The organism is Vibrio sp. ZOR0018 (genome assembly GCF_963865925.1).
GTDB lineage: Bacteria > Pseudomonadota > Gammaproteobacteria > Enterobacterales > Vibrionaceae > Vibrio > Vibrio anguillarum.
In genome coordinates this window covers 184,539-203,721 of the sequence record NZ_CAWMCN010000121.1, presented here as the reverse complement: position 1 = coordinate 203,721, position 19,183 = coordinate 184,539, and the positions used below count along the sequence as shown (strand labels likewise).

Genomic DNA, 19,183 nt, shown 5'->3' with positions numbered 1-19,183 from the left:
AGCATTTGGTCTCTCGCGACGCGAAAATTAGTGCTGTAAACCCAATTTCTTCTCAAGGTAGTGGATGTTCGCTCCACCGTGTTGGAAGTTCTCATCTTGCATGATCGATTGCTGCAAGGTGATGTTGGTTTTAATGCCATCGACGATCATTTCGTTTAACGCATTTTTCATGCGCGCGATCGCCACGTCACGGTTTTCACCGTAAGTGATAAGCTTGCCGATCATTGAATCATAATGCGGCGGCACTGTGTAGCCAGCATAAATGTGTGATTCCCAACGCACGCCCATACCGCCCGGCGCGTGGAAGTGTTCGATTTTGCCCGGAGAAGGGAGGAAACGAACCGGATCTTCCGCGTTGATACGGCATTCAATTGCATGGCCACGGATCTTGATGTCATCTTGGGTAAACGACAGTGGTTGACCTGCGGCGACGCGAAGCTGTTCTTTGATGAGGTCAACGCCAGTGACCATTTCAGTGACTGGGTGCTCAACTTGAATACGCGTGTTCATCTCAATGAAGTAGAACTCGCCGTTTTCGTATAGGAACTCAAACGTACCGGCACCACGATAGCCAATTTCGAGACAAGCGCGTGTACAACGTTCACCGATGTATTTACGCATCTCTTCGGTAATACCTGGTGCTGGAGCTTCTTCAACCACTTTTTGGTGACGACGCTGCATTGAGCAGTCACGTTCACCAAGGTGAATTGCGCCACCTTGACCATCCGCAATAATTTGTACTTCAACGTGACGTGGGTTTTCTAGGAATTTTTCCATGTAAACCATGTCATTGTTGAATGCTGCTTTGGCTTCGGCACGCGTCATTGCGATCGCTTGGGTCAGTTCATTTTCGCTACGGACCACGCGCATACCACGACCGCCGCCGCCGCCAGAAGCTTTAATGATCACAGGGTATCCAATGCGTTTCGCATGGGCTTTGTTTTTGACTTCATCGCCATCCAGTGGGCCGTCAGAACCCGGCACACAAGGAACGCCCGCTTTTTTCATTGCGCTGATGGCTGACACTTTGTCACCCATCATGCGAATGGTATCGGCTTTCGGGCCAACAAAAATGAAGCCTGAACGCTCGACTTGTTCAGCAAAGTCGGCGTTTTCAGAAAGAAAACCGTAACCGGGGTGAATTGCTACTGCGCCAGTTACTTCTGCTGCAGAAATAATGCGTGGAATGTTTAAGTAGCTGTCAATACCACGTGCTGGGCCAATACAGATGGTTTCGTCGGCCAGCAGTACGTGTTTTAAATCACGATCGGCAGTGGAGTGCACGGCAACAGTTTTGATGCCAAGCTCTTTACATGCGCGCAGAATACGAAGTGCAATTTCACCTCGATTCGCGATGACTAATTTATCTAACATAAAGCAAACCTCGATTATTCGATAACAACAAGCGGTTGGTCGAATTCAACGGTCTGGCCGTCTTCAAGTAGGATTGCCGTAACGATACCTGCTTTATCGGCTTCGATTTGGTTCATCATTTTCATCGCTTCAACGATGCATAGTGTGTCACCGACTGAAACACTTTGACCGACTTCGATGAACGCTTTTGAATCTGGACTTGGTGAGCGGTAGAAAGTACCGACCATTGGCGAAAGTACTTGGTGACCTTTTGGCGCTACAGGCGCGGCGGCTTCAGCCGTTGGCGTAGGGGCAGCGACTGGCGCGGCTTGTTGTGCTGGCGCTGGTGCAGCGTAATGCATCTGAGCCATCTGTACTGGCGCAGTGTTACGACTGATGCGTACCGATTCTTCACCTTCAGAGATTTCTAGTTCAGAAATGCCAGATTCTTCTACCAGTTCGATAAGCTTCTTGATTTTACGAATATCCATCTTTTCTTTCTCTTTATCTTGTGAATACGTCAGCCCTTAAGGTTGGGCCGTAGAGTGTTTGTTTATCGTTGATCGTCTGTGGGTTATTTTGCCTGTAGCGCTTTTATGGCAGCTGCAAGAGCAAATTCATAACCTTGTGCACCTAACCCGCAAATCACCCCTTGCGCCTTATCCGACAGATAGGAGTGGTGGCGAAAAGGTTCACGTGCGTGAACGTTGGATAGATGCACTTCAATAAATGGGATGGCGACACCCAATAACGCATCGCGCAGTGCCACACTGGTGTGCGTCAATGCGGCGGGATTAATGATGATGAAGTCGACCTTGCCGTAAGCGGCATGGATGGCTTCGATCAGCTCATATTCGCGGTTCGATTGAAGATGTTCTAACTCAATATCTGCTTTTTGCGCTTGTTCGCGTAATGTCTCGACAATGTGCGCTAAGGTGTCAGAACCATAATGTGCAGGTTCACGTAGCCCTAACAGGTTAAGATTTGGCCCATTTAAGACCAGAATGCGAGATTTAGCAGTCATTGTGTCGACATCTCCCTATATCGTGAAACGAATATTAATATTCCCATATTATTCTTAGGTCAGAGTGAATTTTTCGTAAAAAATTCCCTGAATTTAAGAAATTGCCCAAGATTATAGCTAATTCAGCGCAAATGGCAGCAATTTACTGGTCTTATCAGATAGTTTACTCATTTAATTCTGCAACCGAGTTAACAGAATGAGAAGAAGTGAGAGGGAAAGAAAAAGCCGCCACAAGTGTGACGGCTTAATCATCTCAATGCCTCGCGGCAGGTAGGATCGTTAGCGTTAAGACAATTCTGCTTTTTCGGCGATCAATTTATCCACTACGCTAGGATCGGCCAGTGTCGAGGTATCGCCCAAATTACTGGTGTCGCCGGTGGCGATTTTACGCAAAATACGGCGCATGATTTTGCCAGAACGGGTTTTGGGCAGTGAATCGGTCCAGTGCAGTACATCGGGCGTTGCAATCGGGCCAATCTCTTTTCGTACCCAATCTTTGACCTCTTTGTGCAGCTCGGCGCTGGGGTAGACGCCATCATTTAAGGTGATGTAAGCATAAATGGCTTGGCCTTTAATATCGTGTGGCACGCCGACAATTGCCGCTTCTGCAATTTTATCAAAAGCAACCAAAGCCGATTCAATTTCCGCAGTGCCCATACGGTGGCCAGAAACGTTTAACACGTCATCCACGCGGCCTGTTATCCAGTAGTAGCCATCCTCATCACGGCGTGCGCCATCGCTGGTGAAATACATGCCTTTGAAAGTTGAGAAATAGGTTTGTTCAAAACGGTCATGATCGCCATAAACGGTGCGCATTTGGCCCGGCCATGAATCTAAAATAACTAAGTTACCTTCGGCAGCCCCTTCAATGATGTTGCCCATGTTATCGACCAAGGCTGGTTGCACGCCAAAAAATGGCCGTGTGGCCGAACCCGGTTTAAGTGCCGTCGCGCCTGGCAGTGGCGTAATTAAAATGCCACCCGTTTCGGTTTGCCACCATGTATCGACAATCGGTGATTTTTCATTACCGATGGTTTTGTAGTACCACTCCCACGCTTCTGGGTTAATTGGTTCTCCCACCGAACCCATAATGCGCAAACTGGTGCGTGACGTCTCTTTGACGGCTTCATTGCCTTTCGCCATCAAGGCGCGAATAGCGGTCGGCGCAGTGTAAAGAATGTTAACTTGGTGTTTATCCACCACTTGACTCATGCGGTTGGTGTCTGGGTAGTTGGGAACCCCTTCAAACAGAACGGTTTTTGCACCATTGGCCAAAGGACCGTAAACCAAATAGGTGTGGCCAGTGATCCAGCCCACATCGGCGGTACACCAAAACACTTCGCCCGGCTGATAGTCAAACACATATTTGAAGGTCATCGCCGCGTAAACAAGGTAGCCACCGGTTGTGTGTAGCACACCTTTGGGTTTACCCGTTGAACCCGAGGTGTAGAGGATGAAGAGGGGATCTTCGGCTTTCATGGCTTCAGCTGGGCAGTGGTCGGAAGCTTTTGCGGTTGCTTCATGCCACCACACATCGCGATGTTCGTGCCAGTCAATTTGGCCACCAGTGCGTTTAAAGACGATCACTTTGCTGATGTTTTTCACTTCAGCGTGAGTCAAGGCTTCATCGACGTTTTTCTTCAAGGGCACAGCGCGACCGCCACGTACACCTTCGTCGGCAGTGATGACTATTTTGGAATCGGAATCAATGATGCGACCGGAAAGGGCTTCCGGTGAAAAGCCACCAAACACCACAGTATGCACTGCGCCTATTCGAGTACAAGCGAGCATCGCAACGGCTGCTTCTGGCACCATTGGCATGTAAAGACAGACCACATCTCCTTTGCGTACTCCTTGATCTTTTAACACATTAGAAAAGCGACACACTTGTTGATGGAGTTCTTTAAAGGTGAGGGTTTTATCGTCAGCTGGATCGTCACCTTCCCAGATAATCGCCACTTCATCACCACGAGTGGCAAGGTGGCGATCGATGCAGTTAGCGGAGACGTTTAATGTGCCGTCTTCAAACCAGCGAATATCTACATGGCCAGTATCAAACGAGGTTTGTTTCACTTGAGTGAAAGGCTTAATCCAATCCACAATCTTGCCGTGTTCACTCCAGAAGCCTTCTGGGTCGGTCACTGATTGTTGGTACATCGCTAGGTAAGTGTCATTATCCGCATGTGTTTTGGCTTTGATGTTCTCTTTTACCGGATAAACGTGGGCTTCACTCATTGCTTTTCTCCTTGTGAATTCGAACAATTTCCCTGTTGATTGGCGATCAAATTGCGCTGAAAGGAAAATCTGTATGTGGGTAACTGTCAGTCAGAGTGCGATTTTCTACAATTAGACTTTAGGATGAGTGTGGGGTAAGTGCTAGCGCGAGTAAGGTGCAACAAAGGGAGGCAGATCACCTTTGGTCAAGCGCACAAACACTAATGCCGCGGCGATGGCATCTTGCAGCGCGTCGTGTTTATCTTGCATCGGCAAGTCAAGATGGCGACAAATCGCCTCTAAGCTGAGGTCGATGTACGCGTTCGGCAGCATTCTCTCTAACTGATCATGATAGATCTGACTTACTTCGATGAGAGCATTGGGCAGTGGAAAGCCTAAATGTCGTCGGCAAGCGAGGTCGAGGATTTTTTTGTCATAACGAATGTGATAGCCCACTAAAGGTCGGTTGCCGATAAAGTCTAATAGGTGAGTGATGGCCTCTTGCTCGTCGATGCCATCGACCAGATCTTGATGGCGAATTTTGTGGATTTTGACTGAACCCGAGTCGAGCGATTGTGGCGCGCTCAAACGCACTTCAAATGGCTGGCTGGTTAAAATACGGTTGTCGATAATTTTGGTGGCGGCAATCGTTACTAACTCGGCGCGATTCGGATCAAGGCTAGTGGTTTCGCAATCGAGCGATACATATTCCCCTTGCATCGGCGTTGCAAACAGCGGCTGATAAGGCGAGTCTTTTAGTTTGTGAAACCAATAATGGCGTGTAAACCAATTCAATTTTCAGACTCCACTATTCGCGAATTTGATAGTGATAGCCAAGCCACTGCTTGAATTTTTTCACCACGTGTAAACTGTGCCTGAGCAGGTCACGCTCGGTTCGGTCGAGCTGTTTTAAATCGAGTTTATTGGTGCTGTGTTGATTGCTCAGTTGCTGAGCTAAGCGCAATTTAAAGAACTGTTTGAGCGCTTCACTGAGATTATCGGCGGTTTCTTTTTCCAAAACCCGTTGCTCTACTAGCGCCTCGATGCGTTCAAAGGTGTTGTTTTGTTGAACTTGATGTTCAAGGCTTAGGGCGCGAATGCCATGCACAATCGGGAAAATGCCACCTTGTTTAATATCTAAGCCAGATTTGGAGTGTTTTACGGTGCCAAACAGCGTGAGTGGCACAGAAAAGCTCAGCGCGGGGTGAGTAAACTCCATCAAAATCAATTCTTGGTCGGCCATTAAATGGCTCAAGTGCTGTTTAATAGGGGCCAATAAGTGTTTGTTGCCCGCGACGGCGTGTGCGTCGGCCATGATCGCAATGTCCATCACTTGCTCGGGTTTGGCCGCTTTTACCCATTGGCTAAGCGTGATTTTCCACTCATTTTGGCTTTTGACCCATTTGGGATTATTGACCATCACATTGCCTGGACAAAGCGGATAGCCGAGCTGCTGTAAGGTGTGGGTGAGCGTGTCCATGACCACCCCCATTTGATGCCACTGCAAGCCATCTTTGATGATCAGCGCGTTATCTTGGTCGGTTTTGAGGATCTGCTCTCCACGGCCTTCGGAGCCGAGTACGATCAAGCAGCAGTGATCATGCAGCGCGGGTGGCACAACCAAATGAAAGGCTTTTTCGATGATCTGTTCATTGACTGCTGAAATCAGCTCCATAATAAAACGAGTGCGAATGCCATTGTTGATTAGGCTTTCAACCAGTTGCCGTTGTTTGTTGGAGGCGAGAGCTAACTCTTCCACGCAGTTGGCGCGAGCAATACTTAATGTCAGCACGTGAGAATGAGTGGAGAAAGCACTGAGGATTTGTGTCATGTCCAGCATGCCAACGGCTTGATGACCATCACACACCATCACTCGTTTTATGCGGTTGCGCGTCATGGCGATCATCGCATTAAACAGAAAGTCGCCATCGTTGATGTGCAGCACAGGAAAGGTAGCAATTACCCCAACAGGGGTATCGAGCGGGTGGTTATCGAGCATGACGGAATGCAGCATATTGGTGCGCGTGACGATAGCATAGGGGTGCGCACTGGGGTTTTCGATTAAGCGTTGATCATGCTCGGCAAGACGAACTAAGGCCGCATCAACTCCGTTATCGCGTAATTGCTGGGTCACTTGGTTGAGCGGTTGATCTGGGTTTAAAATCATCGGTGGATGGTAAATTGAGTCATCAACCTTGGTTAAAATAAATTCGGCTAAATTCTTTTGCTGGTGTGCCACATCAAGCAGAGCTTGGCGTTTGGCGAGGTTATTGTCGAAGTAGGCGGCGAACTGACCGTTGTCATTATACAGTTCGAGAAAGACGGCTTTCGGTAGCAGATAGCTTAAGGTATCTTCCAGCGCCACGTACTGATGCTTGGCTTTTTCTTCAAACAGTGCGCGTACATCAAACATGTCATCGTTGGCGTAGTGAGCAAAAATCTCTTTGCCATCTGGCGAGCGTTCTTCGACCGCGCCTTTGATCAGTACGTGCAGATACAAGCTGGCTCTGTCACTGGCCTGCAGCAGATCGTTGCTACGAAAATACGCCACATCCAAGGATGAGCGAAGTCGATGTTGCTGCGGCAATGTTAAGCGGTCAAAGGGCGGTGACTGCATGTTGAATTTGTCAGGCATAACGATCGTCACTCAGAAGAAATTCCTATCTAAGTGTGACAAAAATCGCCACTACCTCCAGACGACTTTGGTCTAATGAGTGATATGACCCGCAAGGTTGTGAATAAGGAAACAGATTTATCAGTAAACTTCCCTTTTTAGAATCTTAAACTGCCTGCATAATACGGCCGTTTTCTCTCCCTCGTTTTGTTCAGGATGAATCATGCTTAACCCCTCTCCATATGGTTGGATATCGCAGTACTTTATTGGTTTCTTCTTTGCGTATGGCGTTTACTTGCCATTTTGGGCGCTGTGGTTTGAAACCCAAGGTGTGTCTGCAACCGATATTGGCGTATTAATCGGTATGGGCTTTGCCACGCGTTGCGTCGCTAATTTGGTGATTACGCCGCGTATCCATAAGGCCGAGCTTCTTCTACCAGCACTGCGTTGGTTAAGTTTGGCGGCGTTTTTATTTATTGGTTTTCACTTCTTTACGGGCGGCAGTTTCTGGCTGATGGCGTTAGCTACTGTGTTGTTTAACCTTTGCTGTGGCCCCGTGGTGCCGCTATCCGATGCGATGGCTAACTATTATGCACGCTTAAAAATGCTCGATTATGGTCGCACTCGCTTATGGGGGTCGGTGGCTTTTATCGCTGGTTCTACTGTGGTTGGCGTACTTGTGGCACGTTATGGTTCTGACATGATCCTCTACACCGCCTTGGCTGGGGTGTTTGTTTCACTATTGATTAGCTTGCGCAATCCCAACCCAATGCCCGTGACGGTTGGTGATGCACATGCCGTCCGACCTAAACTGACGCAGTTATTGCGTGAGTGGCCAGTGATAAAATTCTTGATTTTAGCGGCGCTAATACAGGGCAGTCACGCGGCGTATTACAGTTTCAGTTCGATTCACTGGAAAGCGGCGGGGCATTCGGAAGAGCTGATTGGCTATTTATGGAGTTTAGGGGTTGCCGCTGAAGTTGCGGTATTTGCGCTCAGCAAACGCCTTTTTTCAGGCTGGTCACTACGCACATTATTTGTTGTCGCGTCGATTGGGGTTGTGGTGCGTTGGACGTTAATGGCGTCGACCACCGCGCTGCTTGCGCTAGGGACGATTCAACTGCTGCATGGGGTGACGTTTGCGATGGCGCATATAGCGGCGATTCAATACATTCAGCACGCACCGCAAAGCAAAATGGTGGCTATGCAAGCGCTGTATAATGCCATTCCACTTGGGGCATTTATTGCTTTGATGACCACCTTGAGTGGCTGGGGTTATGAACGCTGGGGCGCGAATGTATTTTGGGCGATGGCGGCAATGGGCATCTTGGCGCTGTTGATTAAAGTCGAACCCACATCATCCAATGAGTCAGGTACTGAGGTAATGAAAGCGGCGCCTGAAGCACAGAATTAACCTTAACTGATTGAGATTAAAAATTATCCTTAGTTAAATGAAGCCTCTTCAAAGAAGAGGCTTTTTGAACCGATAAGGATATCAAATGCAAGGATGGATCGTCGTTCCCGTTTCGCTCGCTTACTTAGGCGTGCTGTTTCTCGTCGCTTGGTATGGTGATAGGCAAAGCCAATGGCTGGCGAAATGGCGACCGTGGATCTACAGCTTATCGATCGCGGTTTATTGCACCTCTTGGACTTTTTACGGCACTGTCGGTCAAGCGGCTAGCAACCCTTGGTCATTTCTGCCTATCTACATTGCGCCTATTTTAGTGTTTACCCTTGGCTGGCGTATGTTGGCGCGGCTGATTTTGATAGCGAAGCGCGAACATATTACCTCCATCGCCGATTTTATTGCTGCTCGCTACGGAAAATCGCAAGGATTAGCGGTAACCGTAACTTTGATTGCCGTGGTGGGCATTTTACCTTACATCGCCTTGCAACTGCGCGGCATCACTATGGGGCTTGAGATTGTCGCCCCCAACCTCGCTACTCAATTTGGTTATCAGAATTATCACGTCTCGTGGTTTGTGGTCGCGGCTTTAGCGCTATTTACCATGCTGTTTGGTACACGGCATATTGATAACACCGAGCACCACCGCGGCATGATGATGGCGATTGCATTTGAATCGATTGTTAAATTGGTCGCTTTTTTAACTGTGGGCGGTTTCATCATTTATCTGGCTTCAAGCCGTGAAACGGTTGATCTAAGTGCGATTGCCCAGCAGACGTATCAAGCGCCCAACTGGCCAACGCTGTTGATCCACACTGTCTTAACCATGATGGCGATCATCTGCTTACCGCGTCAGTTTCATACCATGGTGGTAGAAAATGAACGCGCGCAAGATCTACACACGGCGCGCTGGTTATTTCCTCTTTACCTGACTTTGATGGGGTTATTTGTTCTACCTATTGCATGGGTTGGGCAAAGTTTGTTAAGTGGCAGCCCTGCCGATACTTATGTACTCAGCGTGCCTATGTCGGTGGGCGCAGAGCAGATAGCCTTACTGGCGTTTTTAGGTGGCACATCAGCGGCCAGCGGCATGGTGATTGTCTCGACCATCGCATTGGCTATCATGGTTTCTAATGATTTGGTGATGCCGCTTCTGTTGCGCCGCATGCGCTTAACTCAGCGCAACTACCGTCATTTATCTGGGTTGTTGCTCAACATCCGTCGCGGGTTGATTCTATTGCTGCTGCTTGGCGCTTGGGGTTTTTATCAGGCGTTGGATGCGATTGGTTCTTTATCGGCGATCGGTTTTCTTTCATTTGCGGCGATTACCCAATTTGCCCCTTCATTGATTGGTGGCATGTACTGGCGTGAAGGCAACCGCAAAGGCGTTTATGTTGGATTGGCGGTCGGTTTTACTGTGTGGCTAGTAACCTTAATGAGCCAAACCGACATGCTGGCGGGCGATGCACAAAGTAACGTTCTGTTATGGATGATCACCCCGCCGGATTGGTTGGTGCAGATGGGGCTGAAAAACTCAGATTGGGGCATGATGCTCAGTGTTGCGCTTAACACATTCTGCTACGTTGTTGTCTCTATGGTGACTCGTCCGAGTTTGAGTGAGCGTTTACAATCGGCCTCTTTTGTCGGTACGCCGCTGCCTGAGAGTGAGAATCTCAGCTTGTATCAAAGCCGCGTGACAGTGGCTGAGCTTGAAATGTTGGCCGCTCGTTTTGTGGGGTGCACTCGCGTTCGCACTGCCTTTCGCCAATATTGGAGCCAGCAGAGAGAGACGTTACTGCCTAACCAACAAGCGCCATCTACCTTAATCCGCCATACAGAAAGAGTGCTGGCGGGGGTTTTTGGTGCTTCTTCGGCCAAATTGGTGCTCACTTCCGCACTGCAAGGGCGCAACATGCAGCTTGAGGAAGTGGCGACCATTGTTGATGAAGCATCTGAGCTGTACGACTTTAGTCGCGGCTTATTGCAAGGGGCCATTGAGCATATTGGTCAAGGAATTACCGTGGTCGATAAAAAGTTACGGCTGGTGGCGTGGAACCAACGCTATCTCGAACTGTTTGAGTTTCCCGCTGGACTGATTCAAGTGGGGCGGCCGATTGCGGATGTGATACGGCACAACGCGCAACACGGATTATGCGGCCCTGGTGACCCTGAGGATCACGTGCGGCGGCGGGTGTATCACCTTGAGCAAGGAACCAGACATACCTCGGCGCGTATTCGTCCTGATGGACGAGTTATTGAAGTGCAAGGCAACCCGATGCCGGGCGGCGGGTTTGTGATGAGCTTTAGCGACATCACCGTTTTTCGCGAGGCGGAGCAGGCATTAAAAGAGGCCAATGAAACCTTGGAAGAGCGCGTGCACCAACGAACCCTAGAGCTTGAAACCCTCAACAAACGCTTGGTGGCGGCAACTCAAAAATCAGACCAAGAATCGCAATCAAAATCACGCTTTTTGGCTGCTGTCAGCCACGATTTAATGCAGCCGTTGAACGCTGCGCGCCTGTTTGCCTCTTCGCTCTCGGAGGTGGCCAAAGAGACGGAAGTGAAAACGTTGGCGGGTTATATAGAGAGTGCTCTGGGCGCGGCTGAAGATCTGATTGGTGATTTGCTGGATATTTCACGTTTAGAGTCCGGCAAGCTCGATGTGCATTCTCATAGCTTTGCTATTAATGATGTATTTTCGAATCTTAACGCTGAATTTAGCGCCTTAGCTAAGCAGCAAGGGATTGATTTTAAAGTGATCCCATCCTCGCTCTATGTGATGTCTGACCCTAAATTATTGCGTCGCGTGGTACAAAACTTTCTCACTAACGCGTTTCGCTACAACCCTAAAGGTAAAGTGGTGCTGGGTGTACGTCGAGTGCGAGATCAGGTCAGGATTGATGTTTGGGATAATGGCATTGGTATCGAGCAAGATAAGCAGCAAGAAATCTTCGAAGAGTTTAACCGTGGTAGCCAAGTCCGTTCTGACCAAGGTTTGGGGCTCGGTTTAGCGATTTCAAAAGGCATTGCATATGTGCTGGGTCATGAAATTTCGATGCGCTCTTGGCATGGAAAAGGCAGCGTGTTTTCGCTCTCTTTGACGCGAGCTGAACCTGTCAAACAGGCTCCGACCCTGGCGATAGAGCAAGGTATGCCATCTGATCTCAATCATCTGCGCGTACTGTGTGTGGACAACGAAGCTGATATTTTAGTCGGCATGAACGATCTGCTCGCAAGGTGGGGGTGTGATGTCAAAGTAGCAGCGGACTTACTGCAAAGCCTGAAAGCATTAGAAAACAATTGGTTGCCTGATGTTATTTTGTCGGATTACCGCTTAGATAATGGTCGCACTGGTTTAGAAGTGTTGCAGCAGTGCCGCTTGCGGCTTGGAGATAGCTTTGAAGGGGTCATCATCAGCGCTGATCGCACTGAAGAGATGATGGATGCGATTAAATCCAATGGCTTTAGCTTTATTCCCAAACCAATAAAACCACTCAAACTGCGCGCGCTGTTGAATCGAGTCAATTAAGCATGCAGCATAAAGCCGATGCGTGGGCATCGGCTTTATGGTTGTTATCACACTTCACTGCGGAGCGAACATCGAGCATGACGCTCGCAGGTGAAGATTAGTGGTCGTGAGCTTGCCCCGCGCCTTTCGGGAAGCGGATTGACTCCACCATTTCTTGCACTTCGGTTGGAACTTCTGCGGTAAATTTATTCACCACAATCGATACCACGAAGTTCAAACACATACCTAACGTACCAATGCCTTCAGGGCTGATACCAAACAACCAGTTATCTGGCGTGCTGGCTGCCGGGTTAATGAATTTGAAGTAGATGATGTAGGTTGCAGTAAAGATAATCCCTGCGACCATGCCCGCGATCGCGCCTTCTTTATTCATCTTCTTGTAGAAGATTCCCAAAATAATGGCCGGGAAGAAGGAGGCGGCTGCCAAGCCGAAGGCAAACGCCACCACCTGAGCCACAAAACCCGGTGGGTTAATGCCTAGGTAACCAGCACCCACAATCGCAATGATGGCGGCTAAGCGTGCGGCTAACAGCTCTTGTTTATCGGTCATGTTTGGTTTGAAGCCTTTCTTCAATAAGTCGTGAGAAATTGACGTCGAGATAACCAATAAAAGACCTGCAGCTGTCGAAAGCGCAGCAGCTAAACCCCCAGCTGCGAGCAAGCCAACCACCCAGTTTGGCAGTTTTGCCAGTTCAGGAGACGCCAATACGATGATGTCACGGTTAATGTTCATCTCGTTGCGCTCATCGCCAGAGTAGAACATACGACCGTCGTTGTTCTTATCTTTCCAGCTTACAAGGCCAGTATTCTCCCAGTTCTTAAACCAAGTAGGCGCGTCTGTTGCGGGTACGCCTTGCATGTCTGGGCCATTAATGGTCTCAATCATGTTCACGCGAGCAAAAGCGGCAACACCTGGCGCCGTGGTGTATAGCAAAGAGATGAACAGCAATGCCCAACCCGCTGAGATACGCGCATCACGCACTTTAGGCACAGTGAAGAAGCGAATAATGACGTGAGGAAGACCAGCAGTACCCACCATCAAGGCTGCGCAGATAAAGAACACGTCAACCGTGCTCTTGTTGCCTTCGGTATAAGCGGTGAAGCCGAGCTCTTGAGTTAAGCCATCGAGTTTATCGAGTAGGTAAACATCGGTACCAGTAATGGTTGAGCCCATACCAATTTGTGGCAGAGGGTTACCTGTCATCATGATCGAGGTGAAAATGGCGGGAACAAGGAAGGCGAAAATGAGCACGCAGAATTGTGCAACTTGCGTATAAGTGATGCCTTTCATGCCACCGAGTACCGCATAGAAGAACACGATCCCCATACCGATGACGATACCAACGTTAATATCCACTTCGAGGAAACGAGAGAATACCACGCCGACGCCGCGCATTTGCCCCGCAACATAAGTAAACGAGATAAAGATGGCGCAAAATACCGCCACCATGCGCGCGGTTTTTGAGTAGTATCGCTCACCGATAAAATCTGGCACGGTGAACTGGCCAAATTTACGCAAATAAGGTGCAAGGCAAAGTGCCAATAACACATAGCCGCCTGTCCAGCCCATCAAGTACACGGTACCATCATAGCCAATGAACGAGATGATACCCGCCATTGAGATAAATGAAGCGGCTGACATCCAGTCCGCTGCGGTTGCCATGCCGTTGGCAACAGGGTGAACACCACCGCCAGCAACATAGAATTCACTGGTCGATCCTGCACGGGCCCAAATGGCAATGCCGATATAGAGTGCAAACGTAATACCGACCAGAATAAACGTCCAAGTTTGAATATCCATTTCGTAAACCTCTTAGTCTTCCTGCACGTTGTATTTCTTGTCGAGCGCATTCATGCGCACAACGTAAATAAAGATCAAGGCGACAAAGGTATAGATGGACCCTTGTTGTGCGAACCAGAACCCTAGTTTGAACCCGCCTAAATGAATCGTATTAAGTGCGTCGACGAAAAGAACGCCTGCACCATATGATACCAAGAACCACACTGCCAGCAGTGAGCCCATAATTCCCAAGTTTTCCTTCCAGTAGGCTTGAGCATGTTCGGTTGATTGGAACGCCATGACCTTCTCCTTCGGTTTGCATATCGTAGTGTTAATTTAATGTTACAAAACTAAGATAGCAGTGAAAGGGTGGTGGGTCTGTGCAACTTTAGTCGGGAGGTTGTTTTTTCCAATTCATTGTAACTAAATGAAATGCCTCAATTTAGAAGGCCTTTCTTATGTTGAATAAATGTTAAATTAGCCAAAAGTATAAGATCATAAGCTCTTGATTGGAAAATCGCTCATGGCGAGTTAACGATTTTTTATGTGGTTGGTTATTCATGCCGCGATAAAAACGATCAATGTTTACATAAAGTTGTCTTAAAAACGGATTAAACTAAGGCACAATGGAACGCGAATTTATGTTGGTTATTCAATCAATAATAATTAAATCAATAAGGAAGGAATATGGATGCAATCGCTATCAATGGTTTTTTTCTCGTAGGTGCTTTGCTGATTGCATTAAGTGTGTTGTTAAGTCCAGTGTCTTCTAAGTTAGGAATTCCTATTCTGCTCGTTTTTTTATTGGTGGGTATGTTGGCTGGGGAGGATGGCCCCGGTGGCATCTTATTTGATAATTATCCGATTGCTTATTTAGTCAGTAACTTAGCGCTTGCCATCATCTTATTGGATGGCGGCATGCGTACCCGTGTTGCCAGTTTTCGGATTGCCTTTTGGCCGTCAGTTTCGTTAGCGACGTTTGGGGTGGCGATCACCACCATTCTCACCGGCTTGATGGCGGCGTGGCTGTTTAATTTGGAATTGCTGCAAGGTATTTTGGTGGGTGCGATTGTTGGCTCAACCGATGCGGCGGCGGTTTTTTCCCTGCTTAAAGGGAGAAGCTTGAATGAGCGCGTCGGTTCAACGTTAGAGATTGAATCGGGCACTAACGATCCAATGGCGGTGTTTTTAACCGTGACGTTAATTGCGGTACTGGGTAGCCAAGGCGATGATCTCAGCGCAGGATTCTTGCTGCTGAGTTTTATCCAGCAATTTGGCCTCGGGGCTTTATTTGGATTAGCCGGAGGTTGGCTGCTCTGGAAGCTGATTAATAGCAATCAACTTCCAGAAGGGCTCTACTCCATTTTGGCCATCAGTGGCGGTTTGATTATCTTTGCGCTGTCCAATTCACTCGGCGGCAGTGGTATTTTATCCATCTACTTGACAGGTTTACTGTTGGGCAATAAACCGACCCGTTGCCGCTATTCCATTTTGAACGTACTGGATGGGATGACGTGGCTTAGCCAAATTGGCATGTTCTTGGTGCTTGGGTTATTGGTCACTCCTTCTGAATTGCTGACCATTGCGGTGCCGGGCTTTGCGCTCGCTTTTGGTATGATTTTGTTTGCGCGCCCCATTTCTGTATGGATTGGTTTATTGCCATTCAAAGCATTTACTGCGCGTGAAAAGTGGTTTATCTCTTGGGTTGGACTGCGCGGCGCTGTACCCATTATTTTAGCGGTTTTCCCAATGATGGCCGGTTTGCCGAATGCGCAGCTCTATTTCAACTTAGCCTTCTTCGTTGTGATGGTGTCGCTAGTGGTACAAGGGGGAACCTTGATGAAAGCGGCCGCTTTGGCTCGCGTTGAACTACCGCCCAAACCTGAGCCAATTTCACGTACCGGTGTTGAGATATACCCGTGCAGCGAATGGGAAATGTTGGTCTATAAACTCAAACAAGATAAATGGTGTATTGGTGAGCCATTACGCAATCTCTCAATGCCTGAAGGAACACGTATTACCGCTGTGTTTCGTGACGAGCAACTGCTTCACCCATCGGGCAGCACCAAGTTGCAAGAGGGCGATGTCTTGTGCGTGTTAGCACAGGAGAAAGATCTCGAATCACTGAGCAACCTATTCAGTGAAGCGCCAGAAAAAGCCTCGTTAGAGCGCTTCTTTGGTGACTTCTTTTTGGATGTGGATGCAAAACTCGTTGACGTTGCTGCCTATTATGGTTTGACGATTGAACACCTCAATCAAGAGATGACGCTCAACGATTTGCTGATCCAAGAGCTCGGAGCCACACAAGTACTGGGTGACCATTTTGAATGGCAAGGTCTGTATCTGGTCGTGGCGGACGTGGCCGATTGGCAAGCAACCAAAGTCGGTTTGCGATTACCTTTAGAAGAGACGTTAGATGAAGCGAGCGAGTAGCCGACTACTCGCCCAACTCATTGAGTAAAATTACTGCTTGAGTGCGGTTTTTAACCCCAAGTTTACGGAAAATAGCCGTCATGTGCGCTTTGATGGTTGCCTCAGAAACATTAAGCTCATAGGCGATTTGTTTGTTGAGTAGCCCATCAGAGAGCATGCCTAATACTTTGTATTGTTGCGGGGTTAAGGCGGCAATTTTCTTGGTTAAATCATTGCATGCGGCGTGATTGGCAATTAGCCCTTCAGGGAAAAATGGGTCACCGGCTAGGACTTGATTGAGCGCCGAGATCAGCGCGCGCATGTCACTCGATTTAGGAATAAAACCAAAGGCACCGTGGCTTTTTACTTGCGCCACCACCGAAGGTTCTTCACTGGCTGAAATCACCACAATCGGTAAATCAGGGTATTCAGCTCGCAAGTGAATCAGCCCTGACATCCCATTTGCGCCTGGCATTTTGAGATCCAACAATAGCAAATCCACATCGCTCTGTTTGGTTAATAAGGCTAACAGGGCATCTAGCGAATCCGCTTCCAATAAATTGGCACCGCTTATCGCCATATGCACCGATTGAAATAGCGCATTGCGAAACAGAGGGTGGTCGTCAGCAATGATGATGGTGTAGGTCGAATCCATGACGTTTTACACTTTTAGCAATGTCGTTAAATCGATTATTGACCGCGATCTCTCACTGAACAATCTTTATACGCTAAAAGTCTGAACTGTATCCACTTTTTGTCTGATACTTAGTAGTGACTGAGCCTGATCTGAGAGTGGTGCATGCCAAGCGGTTCGAGAAGAAGTGATGGCGTTCACGCGCTATTATTGCCGACGGTTGCAATGGCTTGCTCAAACAGTCGGCAATAATCGGTAAACCTTAAAGCTGGTGGGCGGTGAGGTGCGCTAAAAAGCGATCGGCTGGCATAAAACCGCTGATACGTGCGTTTGAAACGCGTTCACCTTGCGCATTCCAAAAATCAATCGTCGGTAACCCTAGCACGTTCATCGCCTTGAGTAGCTCAATATCTTGTGGCTGATTTTTGGTGACGTCCGCTTGCAATAGCACAAAGTTTTGCAGTTTCTGCGCGACCTCTTGCTGATGGAAAGTGTATTTTTCAAACTCTTTACACGCCACGCACCAGTCGGCGTAGAAATCGAGCATGACGGGTTTACCTGCTAATTTGGCTTGGCTCAACTGCAAGTTGAGCTCAGCAATATTATTAACCCGAATGAACTCGACATGGCTACGGCTTGCTAGGTTGGTTTGTTCTGGCTTAAACCACACATCCAACGCAGGTTGCGCTGAAGCAAACAGACCCAATACCGCAATAATGCCAACCATGCTCTGTTTCCAGCCACCAAACGGTAAGCTGTTTTTACAATGATAGAGCCAACCAAACGCGACGATCCCAAGCGCGGACCAGAGCGCCGTTGACCACACTGGTGGCAATAAGCGTTCAAGTAAGAAGATCGGCGCAGCCAGTAAAATAAAGCCAAATAGTGTTTTGACTCTCTCCATCCAGCCACCGGCTTTAGGGAGTAGTTTGTTACCAAACACGGCGACCAAAATCAGCGGAATCCCCATACCCATGGCTAAGGCATACAGTGCAATCGCCCCCGTGAATAGGTCGCCACTTTGCGCGACATACAGCAGCGCGCCAGAAAGAGGCGCGGTGGTGCACGGTGAGCAAACCAAACCGGAAATCGCGCCCATGGCAAACACGCCAAGACTGTTCCCGCCTTGCTGCTTATTACTCAGGCTGTTTAGCCACGTCTGCACTTTGCTTGGCAGTTGCAAGGTATAAACGCCAAACATCGACAGGGCGAGTAGCACAAATAGGGTACTGAGGCCAATCAGTACATAAGGGTGCTGCATCGCGGCTTGAAATTGTAACCCAGCCGAAGCGACGACTAGGCCAAGTACGGTATAAGTGAGCGCCATACCTTGCACGTAAATAAACGATAAAATCAACGCGCGCTGTTGTGAAAGTTGGCCACGGCCAAGCACGATACTGGTGAGGATCGGGTACATCGGGAGTACGCAAGGGGTAAAGGCGAGGCCAACGCCAAGTGCTAAAAAGAGCAGCGGTGTCCACCAAGAATCGGCGAGGCGGCTTGCTAGCCCGTCTTGTTCAGCCACGGGCGCTTTTGGTGAAGCTGTTTCGCTTTTCGCTACATTGGCCGCCGTGTTGTTGTCAGAGCCAGTATCGCTTGCCACAGCTTGAAGGTCGATAATTCGCGTTTCTGGTGGATAGCAAAAGCCCGCTTTTGCACACCCTTGGTACTGGATAATTAATTTGGCGTTCGCTGCTGCACTGAGGAGCGGTACGTCGACAAACAGTGGCTCAGTATAAATCTTCACATCACCAAAAAATTCATCGTGATATGGCTGACCATCGAGCATCTCGATTTCACCAAGCTGCGCATTTTCGGCGCTGATACTGATCCGATCTTGGTAGAGGTAATAGCCCTGCTTGACCTGCCAATCTAAGAATACCTGTCTACCTTGCTGCTCGGCATGAAAAGGAAACGCTTGGTCAACTGGGACAAATTGATTGTCGGCTGAGGCCAAACCGAGGTTGTTACCACTATTGAATGGATTGTCATTGCCGAAGACCGCCAACGCAGGTTGGGAAAGTGTCAGCAGAACTAGCAGTACAAAGGAAAAGAGTAGGCGCATACAAAAATCGAGTCTTCATTAGGTGAGTGTCATCTTAACCCAATCAGACCGCTTTTCGGCGCAATAAGTTTCACAGTGATGGAAAAATCGTCGCTGATGAGGCAGTGAAGCGAGAAAAGCCAAGTGAGGTTGTGGACCTCACTTGGCTGGGCG

General features: G+C 48.6%; 13 protein-coding genes. 3 read left to right on the top strand and 10 right to left on the bottom strand.

Annotation, left to right across the window (positions count from 1 at the left end):
* Positions 1-27 precede the first annotated feature (27 nt).
* The 6 genes from accC to AACR75_RS14245 all read right to left on the bottom strand — a co-directional run bounded on the left by accC (position 28) and on the right by AACR75_RS14245 (position 7,226).
* Positions 28-1,374 carry an acetyl-CoA carboxylase biotin carboxylase subunit gene (gene accC, locus AACR75_RS14270; protein WP_017042212.1) on the bottom strand — a complete coding sequence of 449 codons (1,347 nt, stop codon included), beginning with the start codon at positions 1,372-1,374 and terminating at the stop codon, positions 28-30.
* Positions 1,375-1,388: 14 nt separating this feature from the next.
* On the bottom strand, positions 1,389-1,844 hold the full coding sequence (gene accB, locus AACR75_RS14265) for an acetyl-CoA carboxylase biotin carboxyl carrier protein (RefSeq protein ID WP_047690624.1): 456 nt from the start codon (positions 1,842-1,844) through the stop codon (positions 1,389-1,391).
* 83 nt (positions 1,845-1,927) lie between these two features.
* On the bottom strand, positions 1,928-2,377 hold the full coding sequence (gene aroQ, locus AACR75_RS14260) for a type II 3-dehydroquinate dehydratase (protein WP_013855811.1): 450 nt from the start codon (positions 2,375-2,377) through the stop codon (positions 1,928-1,930).
* A 285-nt stretch (positions 2,378-2,662) separates the two neighbouring features.
* Positions 2,663-4,612, bottom strand: coding sequence for an acetate--CoA ligase (gene acs / locus AACR75_RS14255; protein ID WP_047690621.1), 1,950 nt, complete (start codon positions 4,610-4,612; stop codon positions 2,663-2,665).
* A 141-nt stretch (positions 4,613-4,753) separates the two neighbouring features.
* Entirely contained in the window at positions 4,754-5,386 is a 633-nt protein-coding gene (locus AACR75_RS14250) for a 3'-5' exonuclease (RefSeq protein WP_026027882.1), read from the bottom strand.
* Between the two features lie 13 nt (positions 5,387-5,399).
* The gene (locus AACR75_RS14245; RefSeq protein ID WP_047690662.1) at positions 5,400-7,226 is read right to left on the bottom strand and encodes a DUF294 nucleotidyltransferase-like domain-containing protein; all 1,827 of its coding nucleotides are present in this window, start codon (positions 7,224-7,226) and stop codon (positions 5,400-5,402) included.
* Between the two features lie 202 nt (positions 7,227-7,428).
* Between AACR75_RS14245 and AACR75_RS14240 the strand changes: the two genes are divergently transcribed.
* The gene (locus AACR75_RS14240; protein ID WP_017048886.1) at positions 7,429-8,619 is read left to right on the top strand and encodes a 3-phenylpropionate MFS transporter; all 1,191 of its coding nucleotides are present in this window, start codon (positions 7,429-7,431) and stop codon (positions 8,617-8,619) included.
* Positions 8,620-8,704: 85 nt separating this feature from the next.
* The gene (locus AACR75_RS14235) at positions 8,705-12,139 is read left to right on the top strand and encodes a PAS domain-containing hybrid sensor histidine kinase/response regulator (RefSeq protein WP_047690618.1); all 3,435 of its coding nucleotides are present in this window, start codon (positions 8,705-8,707) and stop codon (positions 12,137-12,139) included.
* A 97-nt stretch (positions 12,140-12,236) separates the two neighbouring features.
* Here the strand turns inward: AACR75_RS14235 and AACR75_RS14230 are convergent, their stop codons facing one another.
* Positions 12,237-13,940 (bottom strand): sodium:solute symporter family protein, encoded by a 1,704-nt coding sequence (locus AACR75_RS14230; protein ID WP_013855817.1) that lies wholly within the window; start codon positions 13,938-13,940, stop codon positions 12,237-12,239.
* A 12-nt stretch (positions 13,941-13,952) separates the two neighbouring features.
* Complete coding sequence (locus AACR75_RS14225) at positions 13,953-14,219, bottom strand: DUF4212 domain-containing protein (RefSeq protein WP_013855818.1); 267 nt, start codon at positions 14,217-14,219, stop codon at positions 13,953-13,955.
* A gap of 387 nt (positions 14,220-14,606) precedes the next feature.
* Here AACR75_RS14225 and AACR75_RS14220 point away from each other — a divergent pair, with 387 nt between their 5' ends.
* A complete protein-coding gene (locus AACR75_RS14220; RefSeq protein WP_013855819.1) occupies positions 14,607-16,352 on the top strand; it encodes a potassium/proton antiporter in 1,746 nt (581 codons plus the stop codon).
* 4 nt (positions 16,353-16,356) lie between these two features.
* Here the strand turns inward: AACR75_RS14220 and AACR75_RS14215 are convergent, their stop codons facing one another.
* Together AACR75_RS14215 and AACR75_RS14210 are read right to left on the bottom strand one after the other, a co-directional pair.
* A complete protein-coding gene (locus tag AACR75_RS14215) occupies positions 16,357-16,986 on the bottom strand; it encodes a response regulator transcription factor (RefSeq protein WP_013855820.1) in 630 nt (209 codons plus the stop codon).
* 241 nt (positions 16,987-17,227) lie between these two features.
* On the bottom strand, positions 17,228-19,030 hold the full coding sequence (locus AACR75_RS14210; RefSeq protein WP_047690614.1) for a protein-disulfide reductase DsbD: 1,803 nt from the start codon (positions 19,028-19,030) through the stop codon (positions 17,228-17,230).
* Positions 19,031-19,183 lie beyond the last annotated feature (153 nt).